The sequence below is a fragment of the Desulforamulus aquiferis genome (genome assembly GCF_030577015.1).
GTDB lineage: Bacteria > Bacillota > Desulfotomaculia > Desulfotomaculales > Desulfotomaculaceae > Desulfotomaculum > Desulfotomaculum aquiferis.
On sequence record NZ_JARPTC010000022.1, the window covers coordinates 86,285 to 112,909 of the forward strand.

25 protein-coding genes and 1 CRISPR repeat array are annotated in these 26,625 nt (G+C 43.6%); of the genes, 7 read left to right on the plus strand and 18 right to left on the minus strand.

The window, feature by feature from the left end; all coding sequences use genetic code 11:
- The first annotated feature begins 60 nt into the window (after positions 1 to 60).
- The 3 genes from P6N53_RS15215 (at position 61) to P6N53_RS15225 (ending at position 3,105) form a co-directional block, all read left to right on the plus strand.
- Positions 61 to 2,064 carry a molybdopterin-containing oxidoreductase family protein gene (locus P6N53_RS15215; protein ID WP_304544667.1) on the plus strand — a complete coding sequence of 668 codons (2,004 nt, stop codon included), beginning with the start codon at positions 61 to 63 and terminating at the stop codon, positions 2,062 to 2,064.
- 104 nt (positions 2,065 to 2,168) lie between these two features.
- Positions 2,169 to 2,462, plus strand: a complete 294-nt coding sequence (locus P6N53_RS15220) for an autorepressor SdpR family transcription factor (protein ID WP_304544669.1) — start codon at positions 2,169 to 2,171, stop codon at positions 2,460 to 2,462.
- Entirely contained in the window at positions 2,443 to 3,105 is a 663-nt protein-coding gene (locus tag P6N53_RS15225; RefSeq protein WP_304544675.1) for an SdpI family protein, read from the plus strand. The genes P6N53_RS15220 and P6N53_RS15225 overlap by 20 nt, the downstream gene beginning before the upstream one ends.
- Before the next feature lie 32 nt (positions 3,106 to 3,137).
- Here P6N53_RS15225 and P6N53_RS15230 read toward each other — a convergent pair whose 3' ends face one another.
- Positions 3,138 to 3,425, minus strand: a complete 288-nt coding sequence (locus P6N53_RS15230) for a Dabb family protein (RefSeq protein ID WP_304544677.1) — start codon at positions 3,423 to 3,425, stop codon at positions 3,138 to 3,140.
- Between the two features lie 33 nt (positions 3,426 to 3,458).
- Positions 3,459 to 4,361 carry an Hsp33 family molecular chaperone HslO gene (gene hslO / locus P6N53_RS15235; RefSeq protein ID WP_373323060.1) on the minus strand — a complete coding sequence of 301 codons (903 nt, stop codon included), beginning with the start codon at positions 4,359 to 4,361 and terminating at the stop codon, positions 3,459 to 3,461.
- Between the two features lie 194 nt (positions 4,362 to 4,555).
- Between hslO and P6N53_RS15240 the strand changes: the two genes are divergently transcribed.
- Positions 4,556 to 5,266 carry a gamma-glutamylcyclotransferase family protein gene (locus P6N53_RS15240; RefSeq protein WP_304544679.1) on the plus strand — a complete coding sequence of 237 codons (711 nt, stop codon included), beginning with the start codon at positions 4,556 to 4,558 and terminating at the stop codon, positions 5,264 to 5,266.
- A gap of 51 nt (positions 5,267 to 5,317) precedes the next feature.
- Here P6N53_RS15240 and P6N53_RS15245 read toward each other — a convergent pair whose 3' ends face one another.
- On the minus strand, positions 5,318 to 5,779 hold the full coding sequence (locus P6N53_RS15245; RefSeq protein ID WP_304544681.1) for a CBO0543 family protein: 462 nt from the start codon (positions 5,777 to 5,779) through the stop codon (positions 5,318 to 5,320).
- Between the two features lie 154 nt (positions 5,780 to 5,933).
- Here P6N53_RS15245 and P6N53_RS15250 point away from each other — a divergent pair, with 154 nt between their 5' ends.
- Entirely contained in the window at positions 5,934 to 7,259 is a 1,326-nt protein-coding gene (locus P6N53_RS15250) for an acetyl-CoA hydrolase/transferase family protein (protein WP_304544683.1), read from the plus strand.
- Positions 7,260 to 7,329: 70 nt separating this feature from the next.
- Here P6N53_RS15250 and P6N53_RS15255 read toward each other — a convergent pair whose 3' ends face one another.
- From P6N53_RS15255 to P6N53_RS15270, 4 genes are all read right to left on the minus strand, one after another.
- Positions 7,330 to 7,719, minus strand: a complete 390-nt coding sequence (locus P6N53_RS15255) for a NifB/NifX family molybdenum-iron cluster-binding protein (protein WP_304544685.1) — start codon at positions 7,717 to 7,719, stop codon at positions 7,330 to 7,332.
- Positions 7,720 to 8,036: 317 nt separating this feature from the next.
- Positions 8,037 to 8,441, minus strand: a complete 405-nt coding sequence (locus tag P6N53_RS15260) for a DUF134 domain-containing protein (protein ID WP_304544687.1) — start codon at positions 8,439 to 8,441, stop codon at positions 8,037 to 8,039.
- Positions 8,442 to 8,635: 194 nt separating this feature from the next.
- Positions 8,636 to 11,008 (minus strand): FAD-dependent oxidoreductase, encoded by a 2,373-nt coding sequence (locus P6N53_RS15265; RefSeq protein WP_304544689.1) that lies wholly within the window; start codon positions 11,006 to 11,008, stop codon positions 8,636 to 8,638.
- Between the two features lie 26 nt (positions 11,009 to 11,034).
- Positions 11,035 to 15,480 carry an FAD-dependent oxidoreductase gene (locus tag P6N53_RS15270; protein WP_304544693.1) on the minus strand — a complete coding sequence of 1,482 codons (4,446 nt, stop codon included), beginning with the start codon at positions 15,478 to 15,480 and terminating at the stop codon, positions 11,035 to 11,037.
- A 384-nt stretch (positions 15,481 to 15,864) separates the two neighbouring features.
- Between P6N53_RS15270 and P6N53_RS15275 the strand changes: the two genes are divergently transcribed.
- Positions 15,865 to 16,125 (plus strand): DUF1294 domain-containing protein, encoded by a 261-nt coding sequence (locus tag P6N53_RS15275; protein ID WP_304544695.1) that lies wholly within the window; start codon positions 15,865 to 15,867, stop codon positions 16,123 to 16,125.
- A gap of 77 nt (positions 16,126 to 16,202) precedes the next feature.
- Complete coding sequence (locus tag P6N53_RS15280) at positions 16,203 to 17,204, plus strand: asparaginase (protein ID WP_304544697.1); 1,002 nt, start codon at positions 16,203 to 16,205, stop codon at positions 17,202 to 17,204.
- A gap of 48 nt (positions 17,205 to 17,252) precedes the next feature.
- Here the strand turns inward: P6N53_RS15280 and P6N53_RS15285 are convergent, their stop codons facing one another.
- From P6N53_RS15285 to P6N53_RS15335, 11 genes are all read right to left on the minus strand, one after another.
- The gene (locus tag P6N53_RS15285; RefSeq protein WP_304544699.1) at positions 17,253 to 17,867 is read right to left on the minus strand and encodes a cell wall hydrolase; all 615 of its coding nucleotides are present in this window, start codon (positions 17,865 to 17,867) and stop codon (positions 17,253 to 17,255) included.
- Between the two features lie 248 nt (positions 17,868 to 18,115).
- Positions 18,116 to 18,463, minus strand: a complete 348-nt coding sequence (locus P6N53_RS15290) for a NifB/NifX family molybdenum-iron cluster-binding protein (protein WP_304544701.1) — start codon at positions 18,461 to 18,463, stop codon at positions 18,116 to 18,118.
- 153 nt (positions 18,464 to 18,616) lie between these two features.
- Positions 18,617 to 19,477, minus strand: a complete 861-nt coding sequence (locus P6N53_RS15295; RefSeq protein WP_304544703.1) for an ATP-binding protein — start codon at positions 19,475 to 19,477, stop codon at positions 18,617 to 18,619.
- Positions 19,474 to 20,319: a P-loop NTPase gene (locus tag P6N53_RS15300; protein ID WP_304544705.1), complete on the minus strand. Its 846-nt coding sequence runs from the start codon at positions 20,317 to 20,319 to the stop codon at positions 19,474 to 19,476. Before P6N53_RS15300 ends, P6N53_RS15295 begins: the two co-directional genes overlap by 4 nt.
- 12 nt (positions 20,320 to 20,331) lie before the next feature.
- Entirely contained in the window at positions 20,332 to 20,691 is a 360-nt protein-coding gene (locus tag P6N53_RS15305) for a NifB/NifX family molybdenum-iron cluster-binding protein (protein WP_304544707.1), read from the minus strand.
- Between the two features lie 26 nt (positions 20,692 to 20,717).
- On the minus strand, positions 20,718 to 21,560 hold the full coding sequence (locus P6N53_RS15310) for an Mrp/NBP35 family ATP-binding protein (RefSeq protein ID WP_304544709.1): 843 nt from the start codon (positions 21,558 to 21,560) through the stop codon (positions 20,718 to 20,720).
- 358 nt (positions 21,561 to 21,918) lie between these two features.
- Complete coding sequence (locus tag P6N53_RS15315) at positions 21,919 to 22,413, minus strand: permease (RefSeq protein ID WP_304544711.1); 495 nt, start codon at positions 22,411 to 22,413, stop codon at positions 21,919 to 21,921.
- Positions 22,414 to 22,899, minus strand: coding sequence for a permease (locus P6N53_RS15320; RefSeq protein ID WP_304544713.1), 486 nt, complete (start codon positions 22,897 to 22,899; stop codon positions 22,414 to 22,416).
- Positions 22,900 to 23,077: 178 nt separating this feature from the next.
- The gene (locus P6N53_RS15325) at positions 23,078 to 23,206 is read right to left on the minus strand and encodes a hypothetical protein (RefSeq protein ID WP_304544715.1); all 129 of its coding nucleotides are present in this window, start codon (positions 23,204 to 23,206) and stop codon (positions 23,078 to 23,080) included.
- Between the two features lie 147 nt (positions 23,207 to 23,353).
- Positions 23,354 to 24,406, minus strand: coding sequence for a metal ABC transporter substrate-binding protein (locus P6N53_RS15330; protein ID WP_304544717.1), 1,053 nt, complete (start codon positions 24,404 to 24,406; stop codon positions 23,354 to 23,356).
- A gap of 266 nt (positions 24,407 to 24,672) precedes the next feature.
- Entirely contained in the window at positions 24,673 to 24,951 is a 279-nt protein-coding gene (locus tag P6N53_RS15335; RefSeq protein WP_304544718.1) for a TM1266 family iron-only hydrogenase system putative regulator, read from the minus strand.
- A 68-nt stretch (positions 24,952 to 25,019) separates the two neighbouring features.
- A CRISPR array of direct repeats spans positions 25,020 to 26,436; the repeat unit is 32 nt; unit sequence GTTTCAATCCACGCCCCCGTGCAAGGGGCGAC.
- The last annotated feature ends 189 nt before the right edge of the window (positions 26,437 to 26,625 follow it).

Genomic DNA, 26,625 nt, shown 5'->3' on the forward strand with positions numbered 1-26,625 from the left:
AAACTATCTGTCAAAAGCCCTCCCCAGGGGATAAAATGACACTGTTAGGAGGCGATTTAGGTGAGTCAATTGATAAAAACTATTTGTCCCATGGACTGTTATTCCCATTGTGGTCTGCTGGCCACCCTGGAAGGAGACAAGATCACCAAAATTGTTGGAGATCCAGACCATCCTTTAAATAAGGGGCTTATTTGTGTCAAGGGACGCAAAAAACATTTACAACGCATTTATAGCCCTGAAAGGGTTACAACACCCCTTAGAAAAACAAGCTCAGGCTGGCAGCCTGTTTCCTGGACCGAGGCATATGAAATTATCGCCGATAACCTAACCAAGATAACAAAATCCTACGGACCCACCTCTGTTTTACATCATGATAATGGGGGATCTGAAGGGATTTTAAAAAGCCTCCCCCAGCGTTTCTTTAATGCCCTTGGGGGTTGTTCCCGTCCTGCCGGCAGTATTTGCTGGGGTAGCGGTAATAAGGCACAGGCCTATGACTTTGGACGTCCCAAACTGCATTGCTGGGATGATCTGTTGAACTCTAAGCTGATTATCCTCTGGGGTAGGGACCCTGCCTCGACCAATATCCAGCTTATGCCCCTCCTAAGGCAGGCCAAAGCTAGGGGAGCTAAGATATTTGTTATTAATCCGATTAAAATCGCCAGTTGCTCTCTGGCCGATTTACATTTAGCACCCCGTCCAGGCACCGATGGTGCTCTGGCACTGGCAGTAGCCCATGAAATAATTAAAAATCACTGGATAAATGAAGAATATATTAATAGTAGGGTTTTTGGTTATCAGGAATATAAACAGCTTGTGGAAGAGTATACCCCTGAAAAAGCATCCCGGATCACTGATGTCAGTGCTGAATTAATTAGTACTATAGCCAAAGAATATGGTACTATTTCCCCTGCCACAATAATCTTTGGTTACGGTCTGCAGAGGTACACTAATGGGGGGCAGACTGTTCGAGCCATTAATGCCCTGGCAGCAATAACTGGCAACCTCGGGCTGCCCGGCGGCGGGGTAAACTATTCCGGCAAGCACTGGTTTGGACTGATTAATGATATTACCGGCAGTGAACTCTTACCAGAGATACGTCATCTTAACTGGCCTACTTTGGCTGAGTCCATAATGGAGGCTAAACCTCCTGTGAAAAGCATTTTTGTCACCCGCTCCAATCCATTGACCCAGTTACCGGATACCAACCGGGTTCTGGCAGCCTTTGCCCAATCCCAATTTAATGTTGTTGTAGACTTTTTCCTCAATGACACAGCGGAAATGGCCCACCTATTCCTGCCCTGTACAACTTTCTTAGAAGAACAGGATGTGGTCTACTCTTCCTGGAGCCATTACCTGTCCTACTCCCCCAAAGCCGTAGAGCCCCTGGGGCAAAGCCGTTCAGATCACCATATCTTTTCAGGGCTGGCCCAATATATGAATTTGGGGGGCTTCCCTAATCTTTCGGCTGAGGAATGGTTGGAAAGGGCGCTGGTCCCCCTGGCAAACTACGGCATTACTTTAGATAAACTCAAACAGGGACCTGTACGCAACCCGGTGGCCCCTGACGTTCCCTGGCAGGATGGCGTTTTTGAAACTCCCAGCGGTAAATTTGAACTTTATTCCCAGCTAGCCCTGGCTGACGGGGTAAATCCCCTTCCCCAGTATAGGGAACCCAGGGAAAGCCTGGTGCGGGATAGTTCCCTGGCTATGCAGTATCCATTTCACTTGATAACTGCCCATCATTCCGATTATCTTCACTCCCAATTTTGGAACCTTGCTTCAGAGGGAATGGATATCCAGCCGGTTTACCTGCACCCGGATACAGGGGGTAAAGTGGGTATAAAAGAGAATCAGTTGGTAAATATCGCTACTAAACGGGGGCAAATAACCTGCACCGCTCGATTTAGCGATGCACTTAGGAAAGATACTATACTAATTTATCAAGGCTCCTGGGCCCTGCATGGCAACGGCGTTAATATGCTGACTCCCCAGTTCCTGCCGGATATGGGACTCGGCACACCCTACTATGATTGTCTCTGCAATGTATCACCAAAACTATGAACGGTTTCAACCCACCTCTTCTTAAGGTGGGTTGACTTTTTGGCCCCCAGGGTATATATTGTAGATAGTTAGATAAGTTTCTAAATATCTAAAGGATGGGTGCTATGCCAACTATTAATTCAACATTTCAAGCCCTTTCAGACCCAACCAGAAGGGAAATCTTGCGGATGCTGCAGGATAAGGACCTGACTGCCGGAGAAATTGCAGACCGTTTTAACATTTCCCGCCCTAGTATATCCCATCATCTAAGTGTACTGAAAAATGCCGGCTTGGTAATAGACGACCGCAAAGGACAGTTCATTTACTATTCCTTGAATACCACGGTACTGGATGAGGTCATGGGATGGTTTGCCGGCTTTTTTAAAAAAGGAGGTAAAGATGATGACGAATCAAAATAAGATCAAATTGAATTGGCTTACAGTTATAATACTTATCATTTTTTGGGGTGTCTGCGCTTCATTCTACCCATATCTCCCTGATCAGGTACCCACACACTGGAATATAAAGGGGGAAGTAGATAATTACTCCCATAAATCTGTTGCGGCCTTTATCCTACCATTGCTGCCCCTTGGCATATACCTTTTGATGACCTTCATACCTAAAATTGATCCCAAAAAGGAAAATTATTTAAAATTCGCCTCAAGCTATGAAAAAATCCGACTGGCCACTGTTGCTTTGATGGTTGTGCTTAACCTATTCACCCTATTAGTGGGTTTAGGCTACGATATAAATATTTCCCTTATGGTTAGAATAGCCATTCCCCTTCTCATTATAGTAATTGGTAATTACATGGGCAAGGTAAGGTATAACTACACCCTTGGGTTCAGACTGCCCTGGACCTTAGCAAGTGAAGAGGTTTGGAATAAAACCCATCGGCTAGGCGGCAAGCTAATGGTTGCCGGAGGCCTGGTCGCTCTTCTGGGAGTTTTCACCCCTCCATCAATGGGTTTTGCCTTAGTCATGGTAGGAATTTTACTCCCAATTGTAGTTACTACTGTTTATTCCTTCCTGTCTTATCAAAAACTTCGGGTCGATGAATAATAAAAAAGGTCCGGCAATTGCCGGACCTTTTTTTATGATTCAAAATCTACAGCCACAGCGGCCTCTCTTACTTTGGCAAGGTAATTGGCCACTTCCACATGAACCGGATGCACCTGGTAGGTTTGTAAATCTTCCAATGAATCAAATTTGGTAATCAGTGCCAGGTCATAGGATCTTTCTGTGTGAAGTACATCTGCACCCACTTCCAGGTGGCGCAGTTGGGGTATCTTGCCCTCCATTCCCATTAATAATTCCCTAGCCTTTTGAACACTTTCAGGACTGCGGTCGATAAGCTTAAAGCATACGATATGGGTAATCATTTTGGTCAACTCTTTTTATAGTTATGACTTTGATTAGTCGTCTTTTTTCTTCCCCTGGCTCTCTATCTTTATTAATACATTTTCCAGATCCTTCTTGTCAAAGGTATATCTCTCTGAACAAAAGTGGCAATTTATTTCTGCCCCCCCCTGTTCTTCAAGCATGGAGGAAACCTCCTCTTTGCCAATACCTATAAGTAAATTTTCCAGCCGCTCCCTTGAACATTGGCAGCAAAAACACACGGGCTTTGTTTCTAGTATTTTCACTTCAATACCTTCCGTAACCCTGTTGATGATATCCTCTGGAGTTTCCCCGTCTTTGATTAGTGAGCTAATGGGGGGCAGCTTTGACAAATTTTTCTCTATTGTATCTAAGACACTTTGCTCTGCCTGGGGAAGCAGTTGTAGTAACAGTCCTCCGGCAGCAACCACAGAGTTGTCTGTTTCCACCAAAACCCCTAATGACAGAGCTGAAGGAGTCTGCTCCGAGGTTATCAGATAGTGGGCAATATCCTCAGCTATTTCCCCAGATACCAATTCTACACTTCCCGTAAAGGGGTCCTTTAAACCTAAGTCCCTGGTAATATGTAAAAATCCCTTGCCGACAGCCGCTCCCACTGCCAGTTTGCCTTTCGGAGTACTGGGCAAATGAACCTGTGGTTCTTGTACATATCCCCTAACCTCACCCTTGGAATTGGCTGAGACTAAAATAGCACCCAGGGGTCCGTCACCCAGAACCCTTATAGTAAGAATATCTTCACCCTTTAAATTGGTCCCTAATAATAGGGCAGCGGTCATGGTCCTGCCCAAAGCTGCAGAGGCCACCGGCCATAGGTTGTGACGCTGTCTTGCCTCTTCCACAGTACTGGTAGTAAGTACGGAAAATATTTTAAAGCTACCATCCTTAGCAACAGCCCGTACTAAATAATCATGCACCATCAAAATACTACCTCCATTTACAGTCACTGGGCTTATTCTACCAACCTAAAGATGGTAAAGTCAATTTTATCCTTAAGCTAATATACTATAAAAGAGTATTTAATCCTTTAATTTTCATTACAATAAATTCAAAGAGGAAATAGCCTATCACAGGTCGAATTCTATGATTTTAATCCCCGAAAGGAGGAATAAGCTTGCCAGATATAGATAGGCCCATAACGATTTTAAGTATCATTCGAGAGGCAGATAATGCACCGTCATTCCAAACCATAGTAAATCGTGGCAATTTAAATGCTGAAGAACTACCGGAAGTTATTGAGTCCTTAAAAAAACAGGGCTTAATCTTTTCCCTCGATGAGGACGCCGGTAAGCCACTAACTTTGTGCCGCTTTCTCACCCCAAAGGAAGCTCAAAAGGCCGTAGATCAAATGGTTGCGGATTACTTGATCGAACTGGCCGGTGAAGGTAGATTGTACTTTGCTTATGGAGCGAATCTTAATCCTGATCGTATGTACCAGGAGCGCTGCCCCGGCAGTCACTTTTTATGCAGGGCAGTCCTGGAAGGCTATAGATTGGTTTTCAACAGGCAAACAAAGCAGGGTGGAGGAATCGCCGGTGTTGAAAGATCCCCTGGGGATCAGGTCTGGGGCATAATCTATTGCTTACCTCCAGGTGGTAATGAAATTTTGGATGGCAATCAAAACCGCAGCGAAGAGTACCGGAAGGTTCGCACTGTGGTTAAATCTTCCTTTGGGCCACTATGTTGCGATAGCTACCGAACCATCCCTGAAGGTTCATTTTTGCCAGGCCGTCGTTATCTGGAAAAGATGTCCAGCGGCGCCCAATTCTTTGGTCTACCCCAACAATATCTACGCTGGTTGGTCTCCCTACCCCTGAGCAACTAAAAGCTAGTGTTTAAACCCCCGTTTTGCTTAAAAAAACGGGGGTTTTTAAACCTATAGCCTAAATAAGCTATCAAATTTTGGTGATAGGTTAAACATACGTATAACATAGGTTAAGATTGTAAACGCTGCTAAATTTACTGAGAAGCTTGCTAAAAGGTGCCAGTTAAGATGTCTAGCAGCATTGGTCTGGATGAGTAAATATTCCAAGGACAGGTATAATAAAGAAACTATAAAAATATTAACTATTTGTAGGCTTTTATTTCTAGGCAAATGCTGTGCAAAGAGAACTCCAACTACAAATACAGGCCCGAATATGTAGAATATGGGAGCATTTGCAATTGGCAGGAGCATCTCGTCAAACCTATAAAATCCTAATCTCTGACCTCCCCAATCCACAAAAGTAGCCATCAGAGAGGCGAAAAGCCCGGCGTAAACAGTCCGCCTAAGTTGTTTAAAATCCACAAGTATATAAAATATGATCCAGGAGATAACTCCAGCTATAAGCCAGGGCAAAGTAATTCCACCTTTCATCAATCTTATTTTTTCAACAATCCGTACATCCTATACCATAATATTGTATCTATGAAGGAATTATTGACCCCTGCGGAGAATCTGCTCTGTAGAATATCTTGTACAATATATAAATAGTTTTAAGGGAGGGGCTTTAATGGCCTGGCAAGACAGAGGAAAGGTAACCAGTAACCCCCAAGTACTGCGAGATCAGTATAACAGTAAGTTAGTGTCTGCTGCCGAAGCAGTAAAGGGCATTAAATCAGATAACGATGTAGTGGTAGCCTTTGGCGTTGCTGAAACACCTATATTACTGGATGCCATGGCTGATCGAAAGGAAGAGCTCAGGGACGTTCGAATTCATCAAATGATTCCCATGCGCCCGTCAAAATACCTCCAACCTGGCATGGAAAAACACTTCAGCCATGTATCCTGGTTTACCAGTGGGGCAAGTCGAAACGGGGTACAGACCGGTCGCTTTGATATAATGCCAAATTATTTTTATCTCTCCCCCCGGCTTTTTGCTGAATACATAGAAGTTGACATCCTAATGGCGACAGTTTCACCCATGGATAAATTTGGCTTCTTCAGCTTTGGTGCTTCCATTGATTACACAACCACCGTTGCCCAAAAGGCTAAAAAGATCATGCTGGTTGTTAATCCCAACATGCCCAGAACCCATGGCAATACTTTTATACATGTTACTCAGACGGACTATCTGGTAGAGGACGATTCCCCCCTTCCCGAACTTCCCTCAAAGGATATGGGACCGGAAGATCTGGCTATTGGTCAGCATGTTGCGGAGCTTGTTGAGGATGGTTCAACCTTGCAGCTTGGGATTGGTAAAATTCCTAATGCAGTTGCCCAGGCACTTCTAACAAAACAAAATTTAGGTATCCACTCTGAGATTTTAACCGACGGCATGGTAGATTTGATGGAGGCAGGGGCTGTTACAAACAACGCCAAATCAATTCATTTTGGTAAATCTCTGGCCTGTGCCGCCCTTGGTACCAAGCGGCTGTATGATTTTATTAATGATAACCCCATGTTTGAGCTGCATCCCGTTTCCTATACCAATAACCCAAATACCATTGGGAAAAATATAAAAATGGTCTCCATAAATGCTACTGTAGAAGTTGACTTGCTTGGCCAATGTGCTTCGGAAACCATCGGACCTATCCAGTACAGCGGAACCGGGGGGCAGGTGGATTTTGTGAGGGGCGCTGTACAGGCCCCAGGGGGAAAAGCCTTTATTGTCCTACATTCAACCGTCAAAAACAAGTCAAAAATAGTACCCATGTTCCGTGAGGGCACAGTAATAACCACCAGTAAAAATGACGTTGATTATATTGTTACGGAATACGGTGTGGCAAAACTATCTGGCCGTACCTTTAAACAAAGGGCCGAGGCCCTTATCAACATCGCCCACCCGGATCACCGACCAGAATTAAGGGAAGCTGCCAAAAAAATGGGCTTGCTTTAGGAGAATTAATAAAAAAGGGTTGTTGCTACGAACTATTAAGTTCGCTTCGCAACAACCCTTTGCAGTGTTTCTAGTGATGACATCCTCCGCCACCATGATGATGATGATGATGTTGATGTCCGCCGCCGCAGCCACAGCTCACTGGGCGAGTTACTAAGGAACCTGCTGCATAGGCCTCGGCTACACTTTCCAGTGGGCCGGAGGCACCGTTCACGACCTTTAGACCTAGTTGCTCCAGGGCTTGGATCATATGACCACCAATACCTCCGCAAACAATGGCCTCAATTTTTTCGTTTTTCAGCATGTTGGCAATACCACCATGGTTGTGCTGAAGGCCTTCATTGGATAAAATCTGCAGGCTCTTTACCTTATTGTTTTCTAGTTCAATAATGGCAAACTCCTGGGTGGTACCAAAATGCTCGTTGACCTGACCGTTCCTTGCTGGCATAGCAATTTTCATTTGTCATCGTCCCCCTTTTTATACTGCAATATTTTTAGGCTGTCGAAAAACTACCTTCGGGTTTTAATAATCCCTCCCGACTCCTATCTCCGCAGTGGACAGCGCTAATCCCTTGCATCGGGCGAAAATGGGCTGCCTTCGAGTAAACAGCGTGTTTACCTCAGGCTTTCGCGGACATCCATGTCCTCTCAACCATTTCGCATCCTCAGCTTCGCGAAGCGCTGTTTCCACTGCTCCGAATGTCGCTGCTCGGGATTATTAAAACCCGGTTGTAGCTTTTTCAACAATCTGCAAACTTCTATAGCAGTTTTAATCTCTTAATCTTTAACATTATCCCAATCTGTTGACTTACAGAAGGGACATTTGGTGTGCCGTCGACAGAAATTCCCCTGCCACTTATACCCACATTCTTTACACTCAAGTTTGGATAAAACTATTCGATAGTTGCCCCCCTCAACCCTTATGGCCAGACCATTTATCAGAGCTTCGGATATCTTTTTTCGTGCGGAAACAATTATCCGGTGAAAGGTTGGCCTGGATACTGCCATTCTCTCCGCACAAACCTCATGATCTAAACTATCTAAATCACAAAGACGAACAGCTTCTAATTCCTCTACCGTAAGAACAACTTCAGATAGTTGACTCATGGGTATTCCTTGAGGCTTAAAATATGTCACCACAGGAAGTCTCTCTACTTGCCTATACTTGGGAGGCCTAGCCAATGTGCACACGTCCTTTTTTGACATCCGTTCATAACCATATTATACCTATCTTTGATCCTTTGTCAATAATCACCTTAATAAATGCTTTGTATTAACTTTTAATATTTTTATAAATGATTTTAGTATGATTAAAGCCGTAGCAATGCTACGGCTTTATTACTATGGTTCCATATAGCAAGGGAATGGCTTAGGCTTTAGCATAGGGCAGCTTCGATCATTGAAAGTAATTGTTCCTTTTGGAAACCATGCTGTTGGCTGGCACCATTTGGACAAACGGCTACACACATTCCACAACCGGTACACAATACTTCCCTTACACTAGCTACCCTCTTAAACCTATCCAAATCCCTTGCGCCACTGGGGCAGTGCTTTTCACATAAACCACAGCCCCCGCACAATTCTTCGTCAACCGTGGCAACAATACCAAGGGATTCAACCTTCTTCCTGTCCAGGAAGTTTGCTGCCTGTATTGATGCAGCATAGCCTTGGCTTATACTTTCTTCTGTTGTTTGAGGTCCTTGGGCTGTTCCGCATAGATACAAACCATCAACTTTAAAATTTACAACATTAAATTTCTGATCAGCTGGGGCAAAGAAACCATTTTTGTCCAGAGGTATTTTAAAACATTTACTTAGTATTTTATTGTCCTTTGCTGGCTCTACTCCAGTGGATAATACCAAGAGGTCAGCTTGCAAATTCAACATTAATTCAGGGTAAGGATTTTTTATCTGAACATTTATGTTTCCCTGGACATTAGTGACCTGGGGTTTTTTATCAAGTCCCAGCCTTATAAACCTTATTTCTTTCTGCTGTGTTCTAGTATAGTAGTTTGGGTATGAACTGCAATTAATACTATCCCGGTATAATATATATAAATTAATATCTGGATCTATTTCTTTGATTGCCAGGGCATTTCTTAATGCCTCGGTACAACAATTTTTACTACAATAGGGCCTTACCTCTTTTAAACCAACACACTGCACCATCACAACAGTTTTGACCCCGGAAAGGAATTCCTGAGAAATTCGTTGCTCCAACTCTTGCTGTGTAATTACAGCTGGGTGCTGACTATACAAATATTCTTTGGGCTTAACGCTGGATGCCCCTGTTGCAATGATTACCGTGCCGTGCTCTACATAAGTGGTACCACCATTGCTCTGCGCTATAGTAGTTTTATACCTACCTGGAAAGCCCGCGACATCTTTTATTTTACTTTTAAGAAACACTTGAATGTTAGGAGCAGCCAAGACCTTTTCCTTTAGCTCCCCAATAAAACTATCAAGCTCATTATTTTTTTCCACTAAAACTGTTTGATAGCCCTGGTCTGCCAGTGATAGGGCACTAATCATGCCAGCCACGCCACCACCGATAATGAGACTGGCCTGAATTATATCGGCATGGGTGGTGGAAACTGGTCTAAGCAAGGGGGCCTTTGCAACAGCCATCTTAACTAAATCCTTCGTTTTCTCGGTGGCTTTCTCCGGCTTATTGCTGTGTACCCAGGAAACCTGCTCCCGAATATTAACATGTTCATAAAGATATGGGTTAAGTCCTATCTCCCTTAAACCGTCTTTTATTAATGCTTCTAAGACATTAGGTGTGCAGGAGGCAATTACCACCCTATTTAGCGTATATTTAATAATCATTTCCTTCATTTTAGCAATACTCTCGGGAGAACATAAATGAAGGTATTCACTTACATAGTCAACATTTTTTAGGTTCTTGGCATAGGATAAAATTTCAGGCATATTGACAACCCTGGCAATGTTATTGCCTCCATTACAAATGAACACACCCACCTTAGGCTTCTCCATATTAACATTACGTTCCACCGGATATACTTTATCAATTTTTTTGTTTCGTATCGGTGCTAAAAGCTTAGCAGCTTGGGCGGCAGTGGAACTTGCATCGATGACAGTTTCAGCAACATCCTTGGGTCCAGAGAAATTACCGCAGGTAAAGATACCCGGGCGTGCTGTATGACCTGGCATGGTTAACTTGTTAAGTCCATTTCGGTTACCCTTTAGCCTTATATCCAAAATTTGTCCTAGTTTGTTGGCATTTCTGCCTGTAAGTATTACTGCATCCATTTCTAACTGAAGCACACGTTCTATTATATTCTCTGGGTGGTTTTTTTCTTTACAATCCCAGCATAGTTCATTGGAACTAAGGTTATTGTCAGGCTCGGAAACTTTAGCACATGCCCCACAGCCTAATATCCGATTGTAGTCTACGTTATTAGTTCTTTGCAGGATTTTTGCTCTGAAACTACCAGGCTCTCCTTCAAGATCGATGACTTCTGCTTCAGTAAAAATGTTAATGTTCCTATGATTAAGTACACTAATTAACAATGGGGATAAAGTACACATGGCACATGGCTTGGCAGAAATGGCACAATTATTCTCCGGCAGGTGTTTATCCCTCTTCGTCATAATTGACCCTAGATTATGCCTCTTTTCTGCTAGATACACGAGATAGCCCAATTTAGCTAAGTCAAGGGAAGCTTGCATACCTGAGATACCACCCCCCACAACCAGCACCGTACCAATGGGTTTATTAACTGTCATGGGTTCCCCTCCTCGCCCCTAAACATTTAAAATAGTGCAGCATCAATCATGGCCAACATTTGTTCCTTTTCAAAGCCCTTTTGCTGAGTAGCTCCATTTGGGCAAGCAACTGCACAGGCACCACAGCCCTGACAAAGAACTTCCCGCACCAAGGCCACACGTTTCTTCTCATCGATAACCCTAGCACCATAGGCACAGGCAGCTACACATATGCCACAGCCCTTGCATAATTCTGTATCAACCTGTACCGTAATACCCAGTGACTCTAACTTACCCTTTGACAGGAGACTGACGGCCCTAATTGAGGCAGCATTGGCCTGGGCAATTGTACTTCTGATATTTTTAGGACCGTGGGCTAATCCGCATAGGTAAAGACCGTCAGCAGCAAAGTCCACAGGTCTCAACTTCATATGAGCCTCAAGGTAAAATCCATCATTATTAATTGGCACTTTAAACATCTGACTAAGCTCTAAATTATCCTTGCGAGCTTCCATCCCATTAGCCAGGACCAACAAGTCTGCATCAATTTTGATATTCAGCTGCAGAACATGATCCATGGCAGTTACAGTTATTTTTTCACCCTCTGACTCCACCTTCGGTTTATTGTCTAGTCCGTAGCGGATAAAGATTACCCCCTTGCGGCGGGCCTCAACATAATATTCCTCCTTAAAACCGAAGGTACGAATATCACGATATAAAATTACTACCCTGGCATCTTGGTTAAGTTCCTTAATCTTTAAAGCATTTTTTATAGATTGAGTACAGCAGACCCTACTGCAATAAGGTCTTTCCTGTTCCCGGGAGCCTACACAGTTAATCATCACAATGGTATTCGCGTCACCAAGTCCCTGGTAGTACATTCTTTGCTCCAACTGCACCTGGGTGATAACGGAAGGATTTTCTCCATAAAGATATTCAGTTGGGACAACCGGATTGGCTCCCGTGGCAATGATCACGCCACCATGTTCGATTTCTGAAGTGCTTTCGTCATTTCTAATGATTTTGGTTTTATAGTTGCCAAGGTAGCCAGCCACATTTTGAACCTGGGATTTCAGCATTACCTCAATTAATTCATTGGCTTTAACATCAGCTTTAAGACCGTTTAAAAATCTGGGTAAATCACCGCCATCATAGCTGTAACACAGCTCATTAGCCATACCTCCAAGGTCCCGGGATTTTTCTACCAATACCGAATGAAACCCCTGCTCTGCCAGGGATAAAGCTGCAGTCATGCCTGCGATTCCTCCACCAACCACAAGAACTTTAGGATTTACATCAATAAAGGTTGGCTGAACCGGCTTAAGCAGGCGAACCTTAGCCACTGCCATTCTTACTAAATCCTTGGCCTTTTCGGTGGCTTCCTTTGGAAACTCCCGATGCACCCAGGATGACTGTTCCCGAATATTGGCATGTTCATAGAGGTAGGGATTTAACCCTGCTTCTTTCATACTGCTCTGGAAAAGTGGTGCATGTGTTCTGGGTGTACAGGAAGCAACCACAACCCGATTTAATTTATGCTCCGAAATACGCTCTTTTATTTTTATAATGTTATCCTGGGAACAGGTAAATAAAAATTCTTCAGTATGAACAACCCCAGCCAGTTCCGCGGCAAAATCAGCTACCTCTGTTACATTAACCACGCTGCCAATGTTAATGCCACAGTTGCAGACAAAAACTCCTACCCGTGGAAGCTCCCTGCTGACATCCCTTTCCGGTGGGTACTCTTGGACTGCGGTCATGGTCCCACGTGCCGGTGCCAATAAGCGGGAGGCCATGGCAGCTGCCGCACTGGCATCAACCACTGTTTCGGGAATATCCTTTGGTTCTCCAAAGGCCCCGCTGGTAAAAACACCCTGTCTAGAGCTTTGTCCCGGACTAAAATCTAAGCTCCGACAAAATCCATAACGGTCAAGCTCAATGCCTACTGCCCGAGCTAATTCTGCTGAGCCTTCGGGGGCGGACAGGCCAATGGACAGAACCACCATATCAAAGGTTTCGTAATGAATATTGCCCGATTCATCGGCATAACGAATGGCCAGGTCATCACTACCCTTGCTTGTAGGATCTATACCATATATCCTTGAACGAACGAACTTGATGCCATGTTCATCCTTAGCCCTATTTTGGTACCTTTCAAAGTCTTTGCCGTGGGTGCGCAGATCCATGTAGAATATTGTTGTATCCAAAGGGTGGTGACTATGTTCCTTAGCTATCATGGCTTGTTTTATTGCATACATACAGCATACCGATGAACAAAAGCCCTGGCCAATTTTTTCATTTCTTGACCCAACACATTGAATCCAGGCAATCTTAGCCGGCTCTTTATGGTCAGAGGGCCTGATCATATGACCTGAGAAAGGTCCACTGGCCGATAAAATCCGTTCAAACTGGATGCTAGTAACAACATTTGGATATCTACCATAACCGTACAAATATAAATCACTGGGATCATAGGGTTTAAAACCAGGGTTAAGTACCAATGCCCCTACTTCATACTCCAGTTCCTGATCTCTCATCTCGTGGTTAATAGCCTTTGGTATGCAGACATCCACGCATTGAAGGCATTCTGAACATACTGCACAGTTTAGACAGCGCTCAGCCTCAGCACAGGCCTGCTCTTCTGAATAACCCAAGGCCACCTCGTTGAAACCACTGGATCTTATTTCAGGAGAGATGTATGACTGCTTAATGGCTGGTTCCTTGTTAACTTCACATTTCTTTTGACGTAGGGGGGATATTTCTTCCGGGGATATTAAGAAGGTACGACCTGCCCTAAGGTCTTCCCCTTGAATATATCGGTGTATACTTTCTGCAGCCCTTTTCCCAGCTCCTACAGCATCAATTAATAGCCTCGGGCCAGTTTGGACATCCCCTCCTGCAAAAATCCCCGGTACACTGGTAGCTAAAGTATCCCTGTCTGCAACCAGACGATTACCCTGTTCATTGATAATAGGTTTATCACCAGCAAAGGATAAATCTGGCCTTTGGCCAATGGCAATGATCACACCGTCGAAACCATTCCAGTCAGTTAGCTCATCCCCACACATGGGCGAAAAGCATCCTTCATCATCAAAAAGCCGTATTACATTGGCAGTAATAAGTCCGCTGACTTTACCATTAACCCCCCTGATTTCCTTTACACTGCCACTGTAGTGGAATTTTACGCCTTCTTCAATGGCCTCCTGTATTTCCTCAGGATCGGCAGGTAATTGTCCCTGGGCTTCCAGAGTAAGTACATGTACCTCGGCACCCAGACGTCTTGATACCCTAGCAGCATCCATGGCCACATTACCACCGCCGACGACCATAACCTTACTCCCAACCTTTACATCTTCACCTAGTCCAACGCCTCGCAGCATTTCTACGGCTGTTAAGACTCCCTTTAAATCGTTGCCCGGTACATTAAGCTGCAAGCCCTCTTGTGCTCCAACTCCTAAAAATATTGCTTTATAGCCATCTGCAAATAGCTTGTCAATAGTAATATCTTTGCCTAATGCCGTATTAAGCCTGATTTCTACCCCCAGTTTTTTGATTAGTTCAATCTCCAAATCCACCCACTTTTTGGGTAAGCGATACTCTGGAATCCCAACCCGCATCATCCCACCCGTAACGGGCAGAGCCTCAAAAACCGTTACTTGATAACCCTGCAGGCTTAAGAAATATGCTGCGGATAAGCCTGCAGGCCCAGAACCGATCACAGCAACCTTTTCCTCTCTCTGAAAATCCCTTTCAGGCAGGGGTAAATTGTCTAAATCCCTATAGGCAACGTCTGCTGCAAATCTCTTTAAATTTTTAATTTGTACTGATTCATCTATGGATGCCCTGTTACAAGCCCCTTGACAAGGGTGAGCACAAATTCGGCCAAGGACCGCAGGAAATGGCATATCTTGATAAATCATTTTCCATGCATCAACATACTTGCCTGACTTAACCAACTGAATATAGCCCTGAACGTTGACCCCGGAAGGGCAGGTTGCTTTACATGGAGCCAATCCCCTTTTTTCAATGGCAAAGGCATTAGGTGTTGCCTGGGCATAAAGCTTATAGGTTGCCTTACGGCTATCTAAATTACCATTAAAGTTGTTTGGCAATTCAACGGGACAAACCCTGGCACAGTCACCACAACCTGTACATTTTGCTAGATCTATATAACGGGCCCTTTGTTTGACTTTGACCCGAAAATTTCCTGGTTCACCAGATACATCTGTTATTTTAGCTCCAGTGACAATTTGGATATTCTTATGCCGACCTGTATCCACCAATTTTGGGGACATGATACACATGGCACAATCATTAGTTGGAAAAGTTTTGTCCAGGCGAGCCATTGTTCCGCCAATGGCTGGCTTTTCTTCTAAAAGATATACTTTAAAGCCAGATTCAGCTAAATCTAGGGCTGATTGCATCCCAGAAATACCACCTCCGACTACCATGACTGCTCCAACCAGCTTATTAGCTTCCTGTTCCTTATTCATCCCATTACCCTCCTCAAATGAACAAGCAGTTCCCTAATTCCGTATGTTTTACGAACAATTCACCTCCAAATTCCTATTATGCTATTTGTATTTTTAATGTATCATAGTCTCAGCGTAATTCAAAGATATTTTTTAACTTTTATTAATAATTTTTTTGATATTTATTTAAGAAATTTACTGAATTTATTTTAGTTAGTTTATAGAACTTTTATTAGTAAATTTATTGAGGTTGAAAATAAATAAACGGTACAACATGTACCGGTTTAATGGGATTAACTATTTGAAAGAATACTTCATTTTTAAAAAATATTAGACAAAATAAAACATATTCCCTTATACTATAATTAATAACTAACCAGCGGTTAATATAAGGAGGGATCCCGGATGGAAGTTTTACTTTGGTACCTACTGGCAGTCAATGTATTGACTTTCATCATGTTTAATCTGGATAAGTGGTTTGCCTCAACTGGCGGTTGGCGTATCTCAGAAAGAACCCTCTTCATTGCCAGCTTAGCGGGCGGTGGTGTAGGAGGTTACCTAGGCATGAAGTTTGCTCATCACAAAACCAGAAAAACCATCTTTTCGGTTGGGTTACCCGTTATAGGTGCTGTACAACTGGTTCTATTTCTATGGATTTCCATTTAGTTTTTCCTGAAACCCGCGGTTGAGTGGGTTTTTCTTTTTGTTTTTAGAGCATCTTAAATATGTGGAGGTTGGAAAAGTTGGCTGACTTACTTGTTAAAGTCACTCGGGGTAGTTTAATAGAATCCCAGCATAGGGGGCACCTGGTGGTTTGCGACAGAGCTGGAAATACCATCTTTACCCTTGGCAATCCTGAACTGGTCACATACTGGCGTTCCTCCGCCAAGCCTTTTCAGGCTATCCCCCTGATTGAACGGGGAGGAGCCGAGAGATTCGCCCTAACAGGGTCTGAAATAGCAATACTCACCTCCTCCCACGGTGGTGAGGAGCAGCATGTTATAACCATAGGCAACCTGTTTAAAAAGATTGGGCTTTCCACAGAGTGTTTGAATTGTGGTCCTTCTGAGCCGATGTATAAGCCTGCAGCTCAAAAAATACTGACCTCCGGTGCTAAATATGCTGCTTGGAACAATGCCTGTTCCGGGAAGCATAGTGGTATGTTGATGTTAGCCTTGCTATTAAACGCTCCTTTAGCTAACTACATTGATAAAGACCATCCAGTTCAACAAGAAATGCTAAAAGTGATCAGCCAGTGCAGTACAGTATCACCAAAGGATATTGTCCTGGGAATAGATGGGTGTGGTGTGCCGGTATTTGGCTTACCCCTAAGAAATATGGCAATGGCCTATGCAAGACTCTCTTTACCCGAGGATTATTTTAGCCCAGGAAGAACCAGGGCCATTAACCTCATAAGGGATGCCATGACCAGCAACCCCTACTACGTTGCAGGCACTGACCGGCTGGATACCATGCTTATGGAGGCAACTAAGGGCAAGGTGGTTGCCAAGTTAGGTTCAGAAGGCATATATTGCGTTGGTATAGTAAACGAAGGAATAGGTCTCGCTCTAAAAATCGAGGATGGAAACTACAGGGCAATTGGCCCAGTGGTTATTAATGTGCTAAAGGGTTTAGGTTACCTTAACGATGCCGAATTCAGCCAATTGAAGCATCTGTGGCAGCCTGCATTGAAAAACCACCGCGGAGAAACAATAGGTCACTTAGAAGTTGCCTTTTCTATGTAACACAAGGCCATACTTACCTAACAGTAAGTATGGCCTTGCTGTAAACTACTATTTTGCGAAGACATGTCGTCCAATTTGATCAGTAATCGGTCGGGACCATACCCACTTACTTTTAGCTGTTACAGGATTCCAGAAGTACAATGCACCCTCCGTTGGATCCCAACCGCCGATTGCTTCCTGGGCAGCCTTTATTGACTCCTCAGTTAAGGGTCTTTTATACTGATTATTCATAACTGACTCAAAGGCTAACCTCTCATATACAACACCAGACAGGGTATCAGGAAACTTATTATCTTCAATTCGATTTAGAATTACTGACCCTACAGCCACCTTACCTTTATATGGCTCATCGGCAGCCTCTCCCTCAATAACCATGGCCAGTAGAATCACTTCGTTTCTGTTAAGGTTTCCCCTTGATATCTGAGGCTCCCTTACATTACGTGTTTCCGTTGGCTCAATTGCTCCAACCTGTACCTCTACCTGCTCCTTATTCTCCGCAGCCTTTGTTTCCAGCGAAATTTCTTCTGGCTTTTTCGTTGCCGGACCTGGAGCAGGCATCAAAAAGGTCACCGTCAGGATACCTAGCATCGCTGAGATTCCAGCTTTTTTTAATGATACACTATTTGTTATATTATTAACGTAATGTTTCATTCTTTTTAGCATTTGTTTCACTCCTTTTCCATAACTTTATCCAGAACCTTTGTTACTGGCCAATTTCATTTTGTTAAGCCTTGGCGTAACAACAAGACTAACATACACAGGACACAGCGTAAACCCTCAATTTCTGCTATTTCTGCCAAAATAGTCTGGAATAAATGACTGGAAAAGGAAGTAGTCTGATAGATTAGGGGTTGGCTCATGTTAGCCAACCCCTATAGGTTTCAATATAGGCATATTAATGCTACGGCACTCTAATGATTTCCACCACAATTACACTGTGTTGGATTGGTTCTCAGAGAACCTGCTGCATAGGCTTCGGCCACTTCTTCCAGTGGGCCTGCGGCACCATTGAGCACCTTAATGCCCATTTGCTGCAAAGCTTGAATCATATGACCCCCTATGCCCCCGCAAATGATAGTATCAATATTTTCATTTTTAAGCATATGGGCCATGCCGCCATGGTTATGCTGAAGTCCATCATTCGAAATAATTTGTTTTCCTCTAACCTTGCCATTTTCTAACTCAATAAGGGCAAACTCCTGTGTAGTACCGAAATGCTCATTGACCATTCCATTTTTGGCTGGCATTGCAATTTTCATTGTTGAAATCTCCTTTATCATTTTTGTTAACCTGCTCACTAATCTTTTCTAAGCATCCCCCGCAGCTACACCTTGGTTGTTCTACACCTTTATTGTAAAGGCGAAGGTATTCCACAATTTTCCCACACTGGACGCATCGGAATCTTATCATAATTATTCTCCCAGCAATTTGTTAACCTGTTGCCAAAGGTCTCTAATTGCAGAAGTTACCTCATTTTCCCCTATATCCGTAACTGGTCTGCCCTGAAGCATGGATTGGGAGAGAGATTGGTTATATGGAATTTTCCCTATTATCGGAACCTTAAGATTGAGTGCGGTCTTTTCTATTTCACTACATTGTTCTTCATCTAAATCATATTTATTTATACAAACTGCCGCTGTACAGCTAAAGGTTGCCGTGACCCGGAGGATTCTTTCCATATCATGCAGGCCAGACTTAGTAGGCTCTGTAACGATAAGTGCTACATCAGTGCCCGCTAAAGAAGATATGACAGGGCAGCCAATGCCAGGGGGCCCATCACTTATAATCAATGGTATCTTTCGTTCTGAAGCAATCTCCCTAGCTTTTTTACGCACTACATTTACCAACAGGCCGGAATTTCCTTCAGCTATGCCAAGTTTAGCATGAACCATCGGTCCCCATTTAGTTTCTGATTTGAACCAGTTGCCGGACAAGTGCTCTTTAAGTTTAACTGCTCCAGTGGGGCAGACTAGATGACAAAGGCCACAGCCTTCACAGGCATAAGCATTTACTTGAAATTCTTTAATGGCAGAAAATCTACATAGTTCTTCGCAAAGACCACATTTTGAACAAGCATTCAGGGATATTTCTGCCTTAATGCCCCCTATAAAGGGGTGGGCTTCTTTAACCTCCGGGTTCAAAATTAGGTGCAGGTTAGCGGCATCCACGTCACAATCACAAATAACGGAACCGTTTGCCAGGGTGGCAAAGGCACCCAGTAAACTGGTTTTGCCAGTTCCACCTTTACCACTCACCACTGTAAGCTCCCTCATTTGGACACCTCCCTCCTCACCTGCCGGAACAACTCAGCAAACCTTTTCGTCCATGCCGAATCATGTTCCACAAGGGTTATTCCCCTTGAGTAAGAACGGGCAATCTCCGTCTGTAAAGGGATCCTCAGCAATATCCTAATTCCCTTCTCCTGACAGTAACGATCGATTATTTCGCTACCTGGTACATCTCTGTTAATTATTACACCGTATGGAACCTTAAGCACATTAAGCATATCTACAGCCAAAGACAAATCATTAAGTCCAAAGGGAGTGGGCTCAGTTACAAGCAGGCAATAATCCGTTCCCTCTACAGCCGCCATTACCGGGCAGGAACTGCCAGGAGGACCATCTATAATGGTTATAACCTCCTTTTCAGCAGCATTTCTTACAGCTTTTATTACTGGAGGACTAGCATGAATACCCAGGTTTAATCTTCCGGTAATTAGTTTTAATTCTCCTGACTGTCCAATATTTACCGTTCCTACTTTTCTTGGAGCAGGTACTAAAGCACCTGAAGGACAGAAATGCCAGCAGGCACTGCAGCTGTGACAAACGTCAGGAAAGATTACCAGAGTTTTCTTTAGAAATGCTATAGCTTTAAAGCGACATACTTCTGCACATTTACCACAATATTGACATTTATCATAATCTACTTGTGGAATAGGCAGACTTACATTGGTGCCTTTAATAGCCTCCTGTCTAATAAACAGGTGTGCATTAGGTTCCTCAACATCGCAATCCAGCAGTTGAACAGGCTGATCATTTAATATGGCTAAAGCTAAACTGGTTGCGACCATTGTTTTACCGGTGCCGCCCTTACCGCTAGCCACAGAGATGTTCATATAATCACCGCCCTATCTACCATGGGGACCTACATTTGGAGCTGCTGCCTCGATTAAGAGACCCTTTTGATAGCGTTCCACCACATCTTTAACCTTTCCAGAAGCACCAGTATATACCTTAATGCCCGCCGCCTCCAATCCTTTAAAAGCGTTAGGACCTATATTGCCAGTGATTACCACTTGTACTTGCTGGTCATTCAATAAGGTAGCTGTGGCAATGCCTGCCGCCCCCGGAGAAAGTCGACCACTATTTTCAATGGCTGAATACTGACCCGTACCAGTATCATAAAGGACAAAGTACTCACACCTTCCTAAACGGGGATTTACCTCATTATCCTGGTCTTTCCCGAAGGCAGAAATGGCTATCATCATAATACTTCCTCCAATCCTAAAGGGTACTAACTGACTTGGCTCTTAACCTTCAGCAAATTAGGTATTTCCTCAAATGCGTTGATATCTGACTCCTCTACCCGGCCATTATCACATAATTGCGTAAATTTCGGGTCAATGGCAAGAACCTCCAAAACCGGCAAAGCATCAAAGGTGTCTCCCTTCGCCAAAGCTTTGCCAAAGATTTCAAGACGGTCTCCACATTTTGGGCAAGAAAAATAGGCCATATTTTGCACATATCCCAAAAGGGGAGTCTCCATAATGCCTGCCATACGCACAGCCTTCTTGACAACCATGACAGCCAAATCCTGTGGAGATGTTACCACTACAATGCCATCTACCGGAATTTGCTGCATTACAGTCAAAGGAACATCCCCTGTACCCGGCGGCATATCAAGTAGTAGATAATCCAATTCACCCCAATTTACATCCGTCCAAAACTGCTTCACTGCACCGGCAATAATTGGGCCTCTCCAGATAACAGGTTCATCCTCACTCTCCAATAACAGATTTAAAGACATTATCTTAATGCCCTTCTGGCTAATGGCGGGAAGGAGCAGTCCTTGATTGGGGGGAACCCTTTTAACCCCAAACATTTTAGGTATACTTGGACCAGTGATATCTGCATCTAAGATTCCTACCCTATAACCCATTTTTCTTAAATTTACAGCCATAAGTGAAGTTACTGAAGATTTACCAACACCACCCTTACCGCTCATCACTGCAATAACTCGGGCTATTTTACTTTGGCCACCGGGATAGAGCTTTGGCGGGGCACTGCACTTTTCACCCCCACAGGTTCCCTCTTTCATTTCTCCACAGCTTGAACACTCATTACTTTGATTACTCATGGTTTTGGCTTCCTCCCTTAAATGTGATATTATCCCAGGTCAGATTTTAGTTTCCTTTAGTGGCTCCATAATCCAACCTTAACAATAAAATTATGGACATCCGCTCAAAACCATATTATAGCTATTATGAACTAATGTCAATAAAATAATGTAACATTTTCCTGAATTTTATTTAGATATTTAATTTAACATTTATTAACTTATTGCAATTAATAAACTAAATATAATTAATTATAATTCCGCATCTAAATATATGTCGTTTATTTAGATTTTCTAAATATTGTTTCATAGGCTTTATTTGGCTTTGGTTTTAATTTAATTCTATACTTCTATAACTAGAAGAAGTAAAAAAAATTGCTTATCTACCTACAGAGCATTTCTCCACCATATAGCCTGTTGCAATAATAGTAGGTAAAGTAAGAAATAACCGGGCTAGAGCAAACTTCCAGCCAACAAATCTTATTTCCATCATAATCATGGGAATTTTAATGGTAGCCCAGGTACAAAGAAAAATAACCCCATTGGAAAGACGGCAGCCTTTCTTTAGCATCGCATCCACCACAGGAAAACCAGCATAAAGGGGTCCCGCTGCAGCTGAGCCAACCAGGATAGAAATAAAAATCCCTTTGACCCCAGAGCCCTTACCTACGTTCTTTTCCACTATATGTCTAGGCACCCAGACGTCTAACAATCCCACCAGGATCATGATTGGAGGAATAAATAGCAGCATTTCAACCAGATAGTCAAAACCCGTCTGAACTGCCGTAATTCCTTTGTTGGTATCCATTCTATATAGCACTAAATCCAATATCACTACCATTAGGAATAAGAAATATTTTTTAAAGACAATCATTTATACCATTACCCCCATCAGAAGCCCAATTATTAGAGCAAAACCAAAGCCTAGGATATTGCGGCTGAGTGTAAAGGATTTGCCAAAGTACTTTATTTCCGCCGGTGCTGTAAGAATGCCCACCATAAGTAATGTGGTACAAAAGCAGGCAACTGCTGTAACACTGGCACCTGCCTGCAGCAGTGAACCAGCTAGGGGAAAGGCCACAAAGGCAGGCATTAATGTAATGGACCCCACCAGGGAAACCAGGACAAGTCCCAAAAAACTCTGGTCACTAAAGAGGGTCTTTATGGTTTCCGTAGGCAGCACCGCCAGGGAAAATCCCAAAATCCCGATAATACCTAAGATAGAGGGCAATAGGTTCATAAAGGATTTTTGGGCGATCTTTAATGCCTTGATCGTCCTTTGCCTATCCTTAACCCAGGATATAATCAGGCATATTGCCGTGATTATAAAAAGCAATTTAATAAAACTCAATCGTGCCACCTCATTTACTTCAAATTATATTTATATACTATTCTTTTAGATATTTATAACTCCTTCCTTATTAGCCATTTTTTATATTCTTATTATTTAATTATTAAGGTAAAAAAGAAGGACCTGCCCTTTAAGGCAGATCCCTATATTTTTCTTATAAGATACCAGTAAAGCAGATACATCCCCATTATAATTGGCAGGAAAACCAGCAGCTTTTTCCTCTGATTTGGCCGGCAGGAGCCATTCCATTTAATTCAAAAATAATACGGTTAACACCTGGATTCTTAATAAGTTTACGAACATCCAGATAGTTCATAATACCAAAGAACTCCTCCTGGCTATGGGAAAATACACGGGATATCTTATTCCTAAAAGAGTTGTCCCTGAATCAAACATAAGATCTCCTGCAAAATAATATATTATTTTCTAAGGTAACCTTTTATATTACCAATTCTTAGGTTCTTTAATTGACATTAAGAGCCTTTTGGAGATTTGTTAGATTCTCCCGCATCACTGAAAGATAGTCCTTGCCTGCGGCCATTTCTTCGTCTGACATTCCTTCCAGGGGATTAAGCACAAGGGTTTCACCCCTAACTTCTTTAGCAATGGTTTCGGAGACCTTAGGACTTACCAGGGTTTCAAAGAAAATATAGTTTATGTTCTTCTCCCTGGCCAGTTTTACAATGGCAGCCATATCAGCAGGACTAGGCTCACTCTCAGCATTTAAGCCACGTACCGGTATTTGCTCTAAACCGTAACACTTTGCCAAATAGCCAAAGGCAGCATGGGAAGTAACAAATTCTTTGATACTTGCGCCTTCAAGGCCTTTTTGGAAATCCTCATGCAGGTTATCCAATTCCTTTTTATAGGCTTCTGCATTGGCTCGGTAAACAGAACTGTTTTTTTCATCTGCCTTTATAAGTCCTTCTAATATATTGTCAACCATGATCTTAGCGTTTAATGGGTCAAGCCATACATGGGGGTCGTTTCCACTATGGTGGTGGTCATGTCCGTCCCCTGTGACTTCATCTTGGTGTTCATCTTGGTCATGTTCATGCTCATGCTCCTTATGCTTATCAGAGTGTTCCTCAGGAACGTCTGAATCATGGGCTTCATTATGGTGATCATGTTCTTCCTCGTCTTCATGTCCCGACCAATCGATCAATGCAATATCTTTACCACCATAAACGACAGTCACCTTACTCTGATCAATATTGGCCAATACCTTATCTGCCCAGGGTTCCATACCAGTACCGCTAAGGATTAAAACATCCGCCTTTGTCATATCTGCCATATCCTTAGGGCTAGGCTCCCAAGAATGGGGTTCAGAACCTGACGGGACAATGTTACTGATTAATACATTATCTCCACCAATGTTTTTAGTAAGATCATACAGAGGATAAATGCTTGTCATTACCCTTATACGGTCGTCTTTATCTTCAGCGCTAGTCCCGCATCCTGCTATTGTTACAGCTAATAAAAATAAAGCAGCCAGTGTAAGTACTAATCTTTTCAAATTTATAATCCTCCTTTATACCACCGCACGGTTATAATTTTTCAAAAAATTTCTTTGAAATAATACAGCCACTACACTACCACCACCATTAGTAATAATTCTTATTTACTAAATATTATTATATAATTGTCCATTATATGTCAATTGTTTTTATATATTCAGGAATTTTTTTCCATTATCTTGTAATTAGTTTATAAAAAACAAATAAAAAGAGGCCCATTTTTATAAGGACCTCTTGGGATAGTACTATAGTGTTATTATTCTTTCTATCTATTCTCGCATAATTGAAAAGACTCAGGCTGGCTGAAGTGAATACTCTCCACCGTTACACCTTTAAGGCCTTTCAAATCCTGTTCCATCCTCTGGTAATCTTCCGGGGTGGCCTCCATGGTTAGTGTAATAATTCCCCGTTCCCTACTGGGGCTGGGAATGCCATTTCTACAAAGTATCTTATCACCATAGCGGGTAATAACCTGTTGTACATCAGGAGCCTTGGAACCCCGCTCGTCTACCATCATACCTACCACATAAATATCCTTTTGCAAATTAGCACCTCCAATATTTTTCTTTTGTTATTATGGCAGGCCTTCCGGTATTTATGCATTCTCACAGGGTTTCAATCCACGCCCCCGTGCAAGGGGCGACATAGGAAACTCTACAGTACGTTCCTTACCTAAGTTTCAATCCACGCCCCCGTGCAAGGGGCGACTGATAGTGGGGCATATAGCGCATGGTCGACAGGCGTTTCAATCCACGCCCCCGTGCAAGGGGCGACCTGCTGAAAACGGGGCCTGTCTACGTTACCACCAGTTTCAATCCACGCCCCCGTGCAAGGGGCGACGAAATGCCCCAGGGAGGTATTCTGCCGGTGAGGATGTTTCAATCCACGCCCCCGTGCAAGGGGCGACCCGGATAGGGGGTAAATACATGGCACATAAAGAGTTTCAATCCACGCCCCCGTGCAAGGGGCGACTTGTCGATTGACAATGTAATAATAACCGAGTTTACCGTTTCAATCCACGCCCCCGTGCAAGGGGCGACGAGCCGTCAGGCAATGGTGGATAGCCAAGAATGTGTTTCAATCCACGCCCCCGTGCAAGGGGCGACCAAAAGCGACTTAGAAAAAATGGGCAATGTTTTGGTTTCAATCCACGCCCCCGTGCAAGGGGCGACGGATCGTGTGCGGCGATTAGCCCCAGGGGATTGTCGTTTCAATCCACGCCCCCGTGCAAGGGGCGACATTGATTCTCGTAGGATTTGATTCTCGGTCTTGAGTTTCAATCCACGCCCCCGTGCAAGGGGCGACAACTTAAGCAGAGCCGCCAATAAAGCTAGAGTTAAAGTTTCAATCCACGCCCCCGTGCAAGGGGCGACTCCTAATAACTGCATAAGCTGTAAGCATGAAAATGTTTCAATCCACGCCCCCGTGCAAGGGGCGACAATTCATATATGTATTCCGTATTTATACTACTTAGTTTCAATCCACGCCCCCGTGCAAGGGGCGACAGTGCAACCGAAATATATCTTGCTGTAGCTAAAGGTTTCAATCCACGCCCCCGTGCAAGGGGCGACGTTAAACAATTTATACTAGGAGCTGGTGTTTCTGTTTCAATCCACGCCCCCGTGCAAGGGGCGACAGATAATGTTGCTAATTGATGTATTACCTAAAGACGTTTCAATCCACGCCCCCGTGCAAGGGGCGACTCTGAGTGTAAGCACTTTGATAAGGCTTTTTTTGTTTCAATCCACGCCCCCGTGCAAGGGGCGACTCTGAGTGTAAGCACTTTGATAAGGCTTTTTTTGTTTCAATCCACGCCCCCGTGCAAGGGGCGACATTGCCGTAGCTAACCTAGCACCACACGTAATTGTTTCAATCCACGCCCCCGTGCAAGGGGCGACGAACAGGACAAAAAAGGCAGAGGTTGAGATATTGTTTCAATCCACGCCCCCGTGCAAGGGGCGACGGCGAGATGGACGAAATCAATGGTGAGCTTGATGGTTTCAATCCACGCCCCCGTGCAAGGGGCGACGTTACATCAGATGTCCCCGTAATCGATATACGAGTTTCAATCCGGTTTAACCCCCTATTGTTAGAGCCATCTCCCATAATCTCATTTTTTCATTGAATTTCATAACAGCCAGAAAAGGCTAAGTTATACAATGATGGTCCGGCGGCCTTGACAGCCCTAAGGGCTGCGGAATGATTTAACTACCGACGG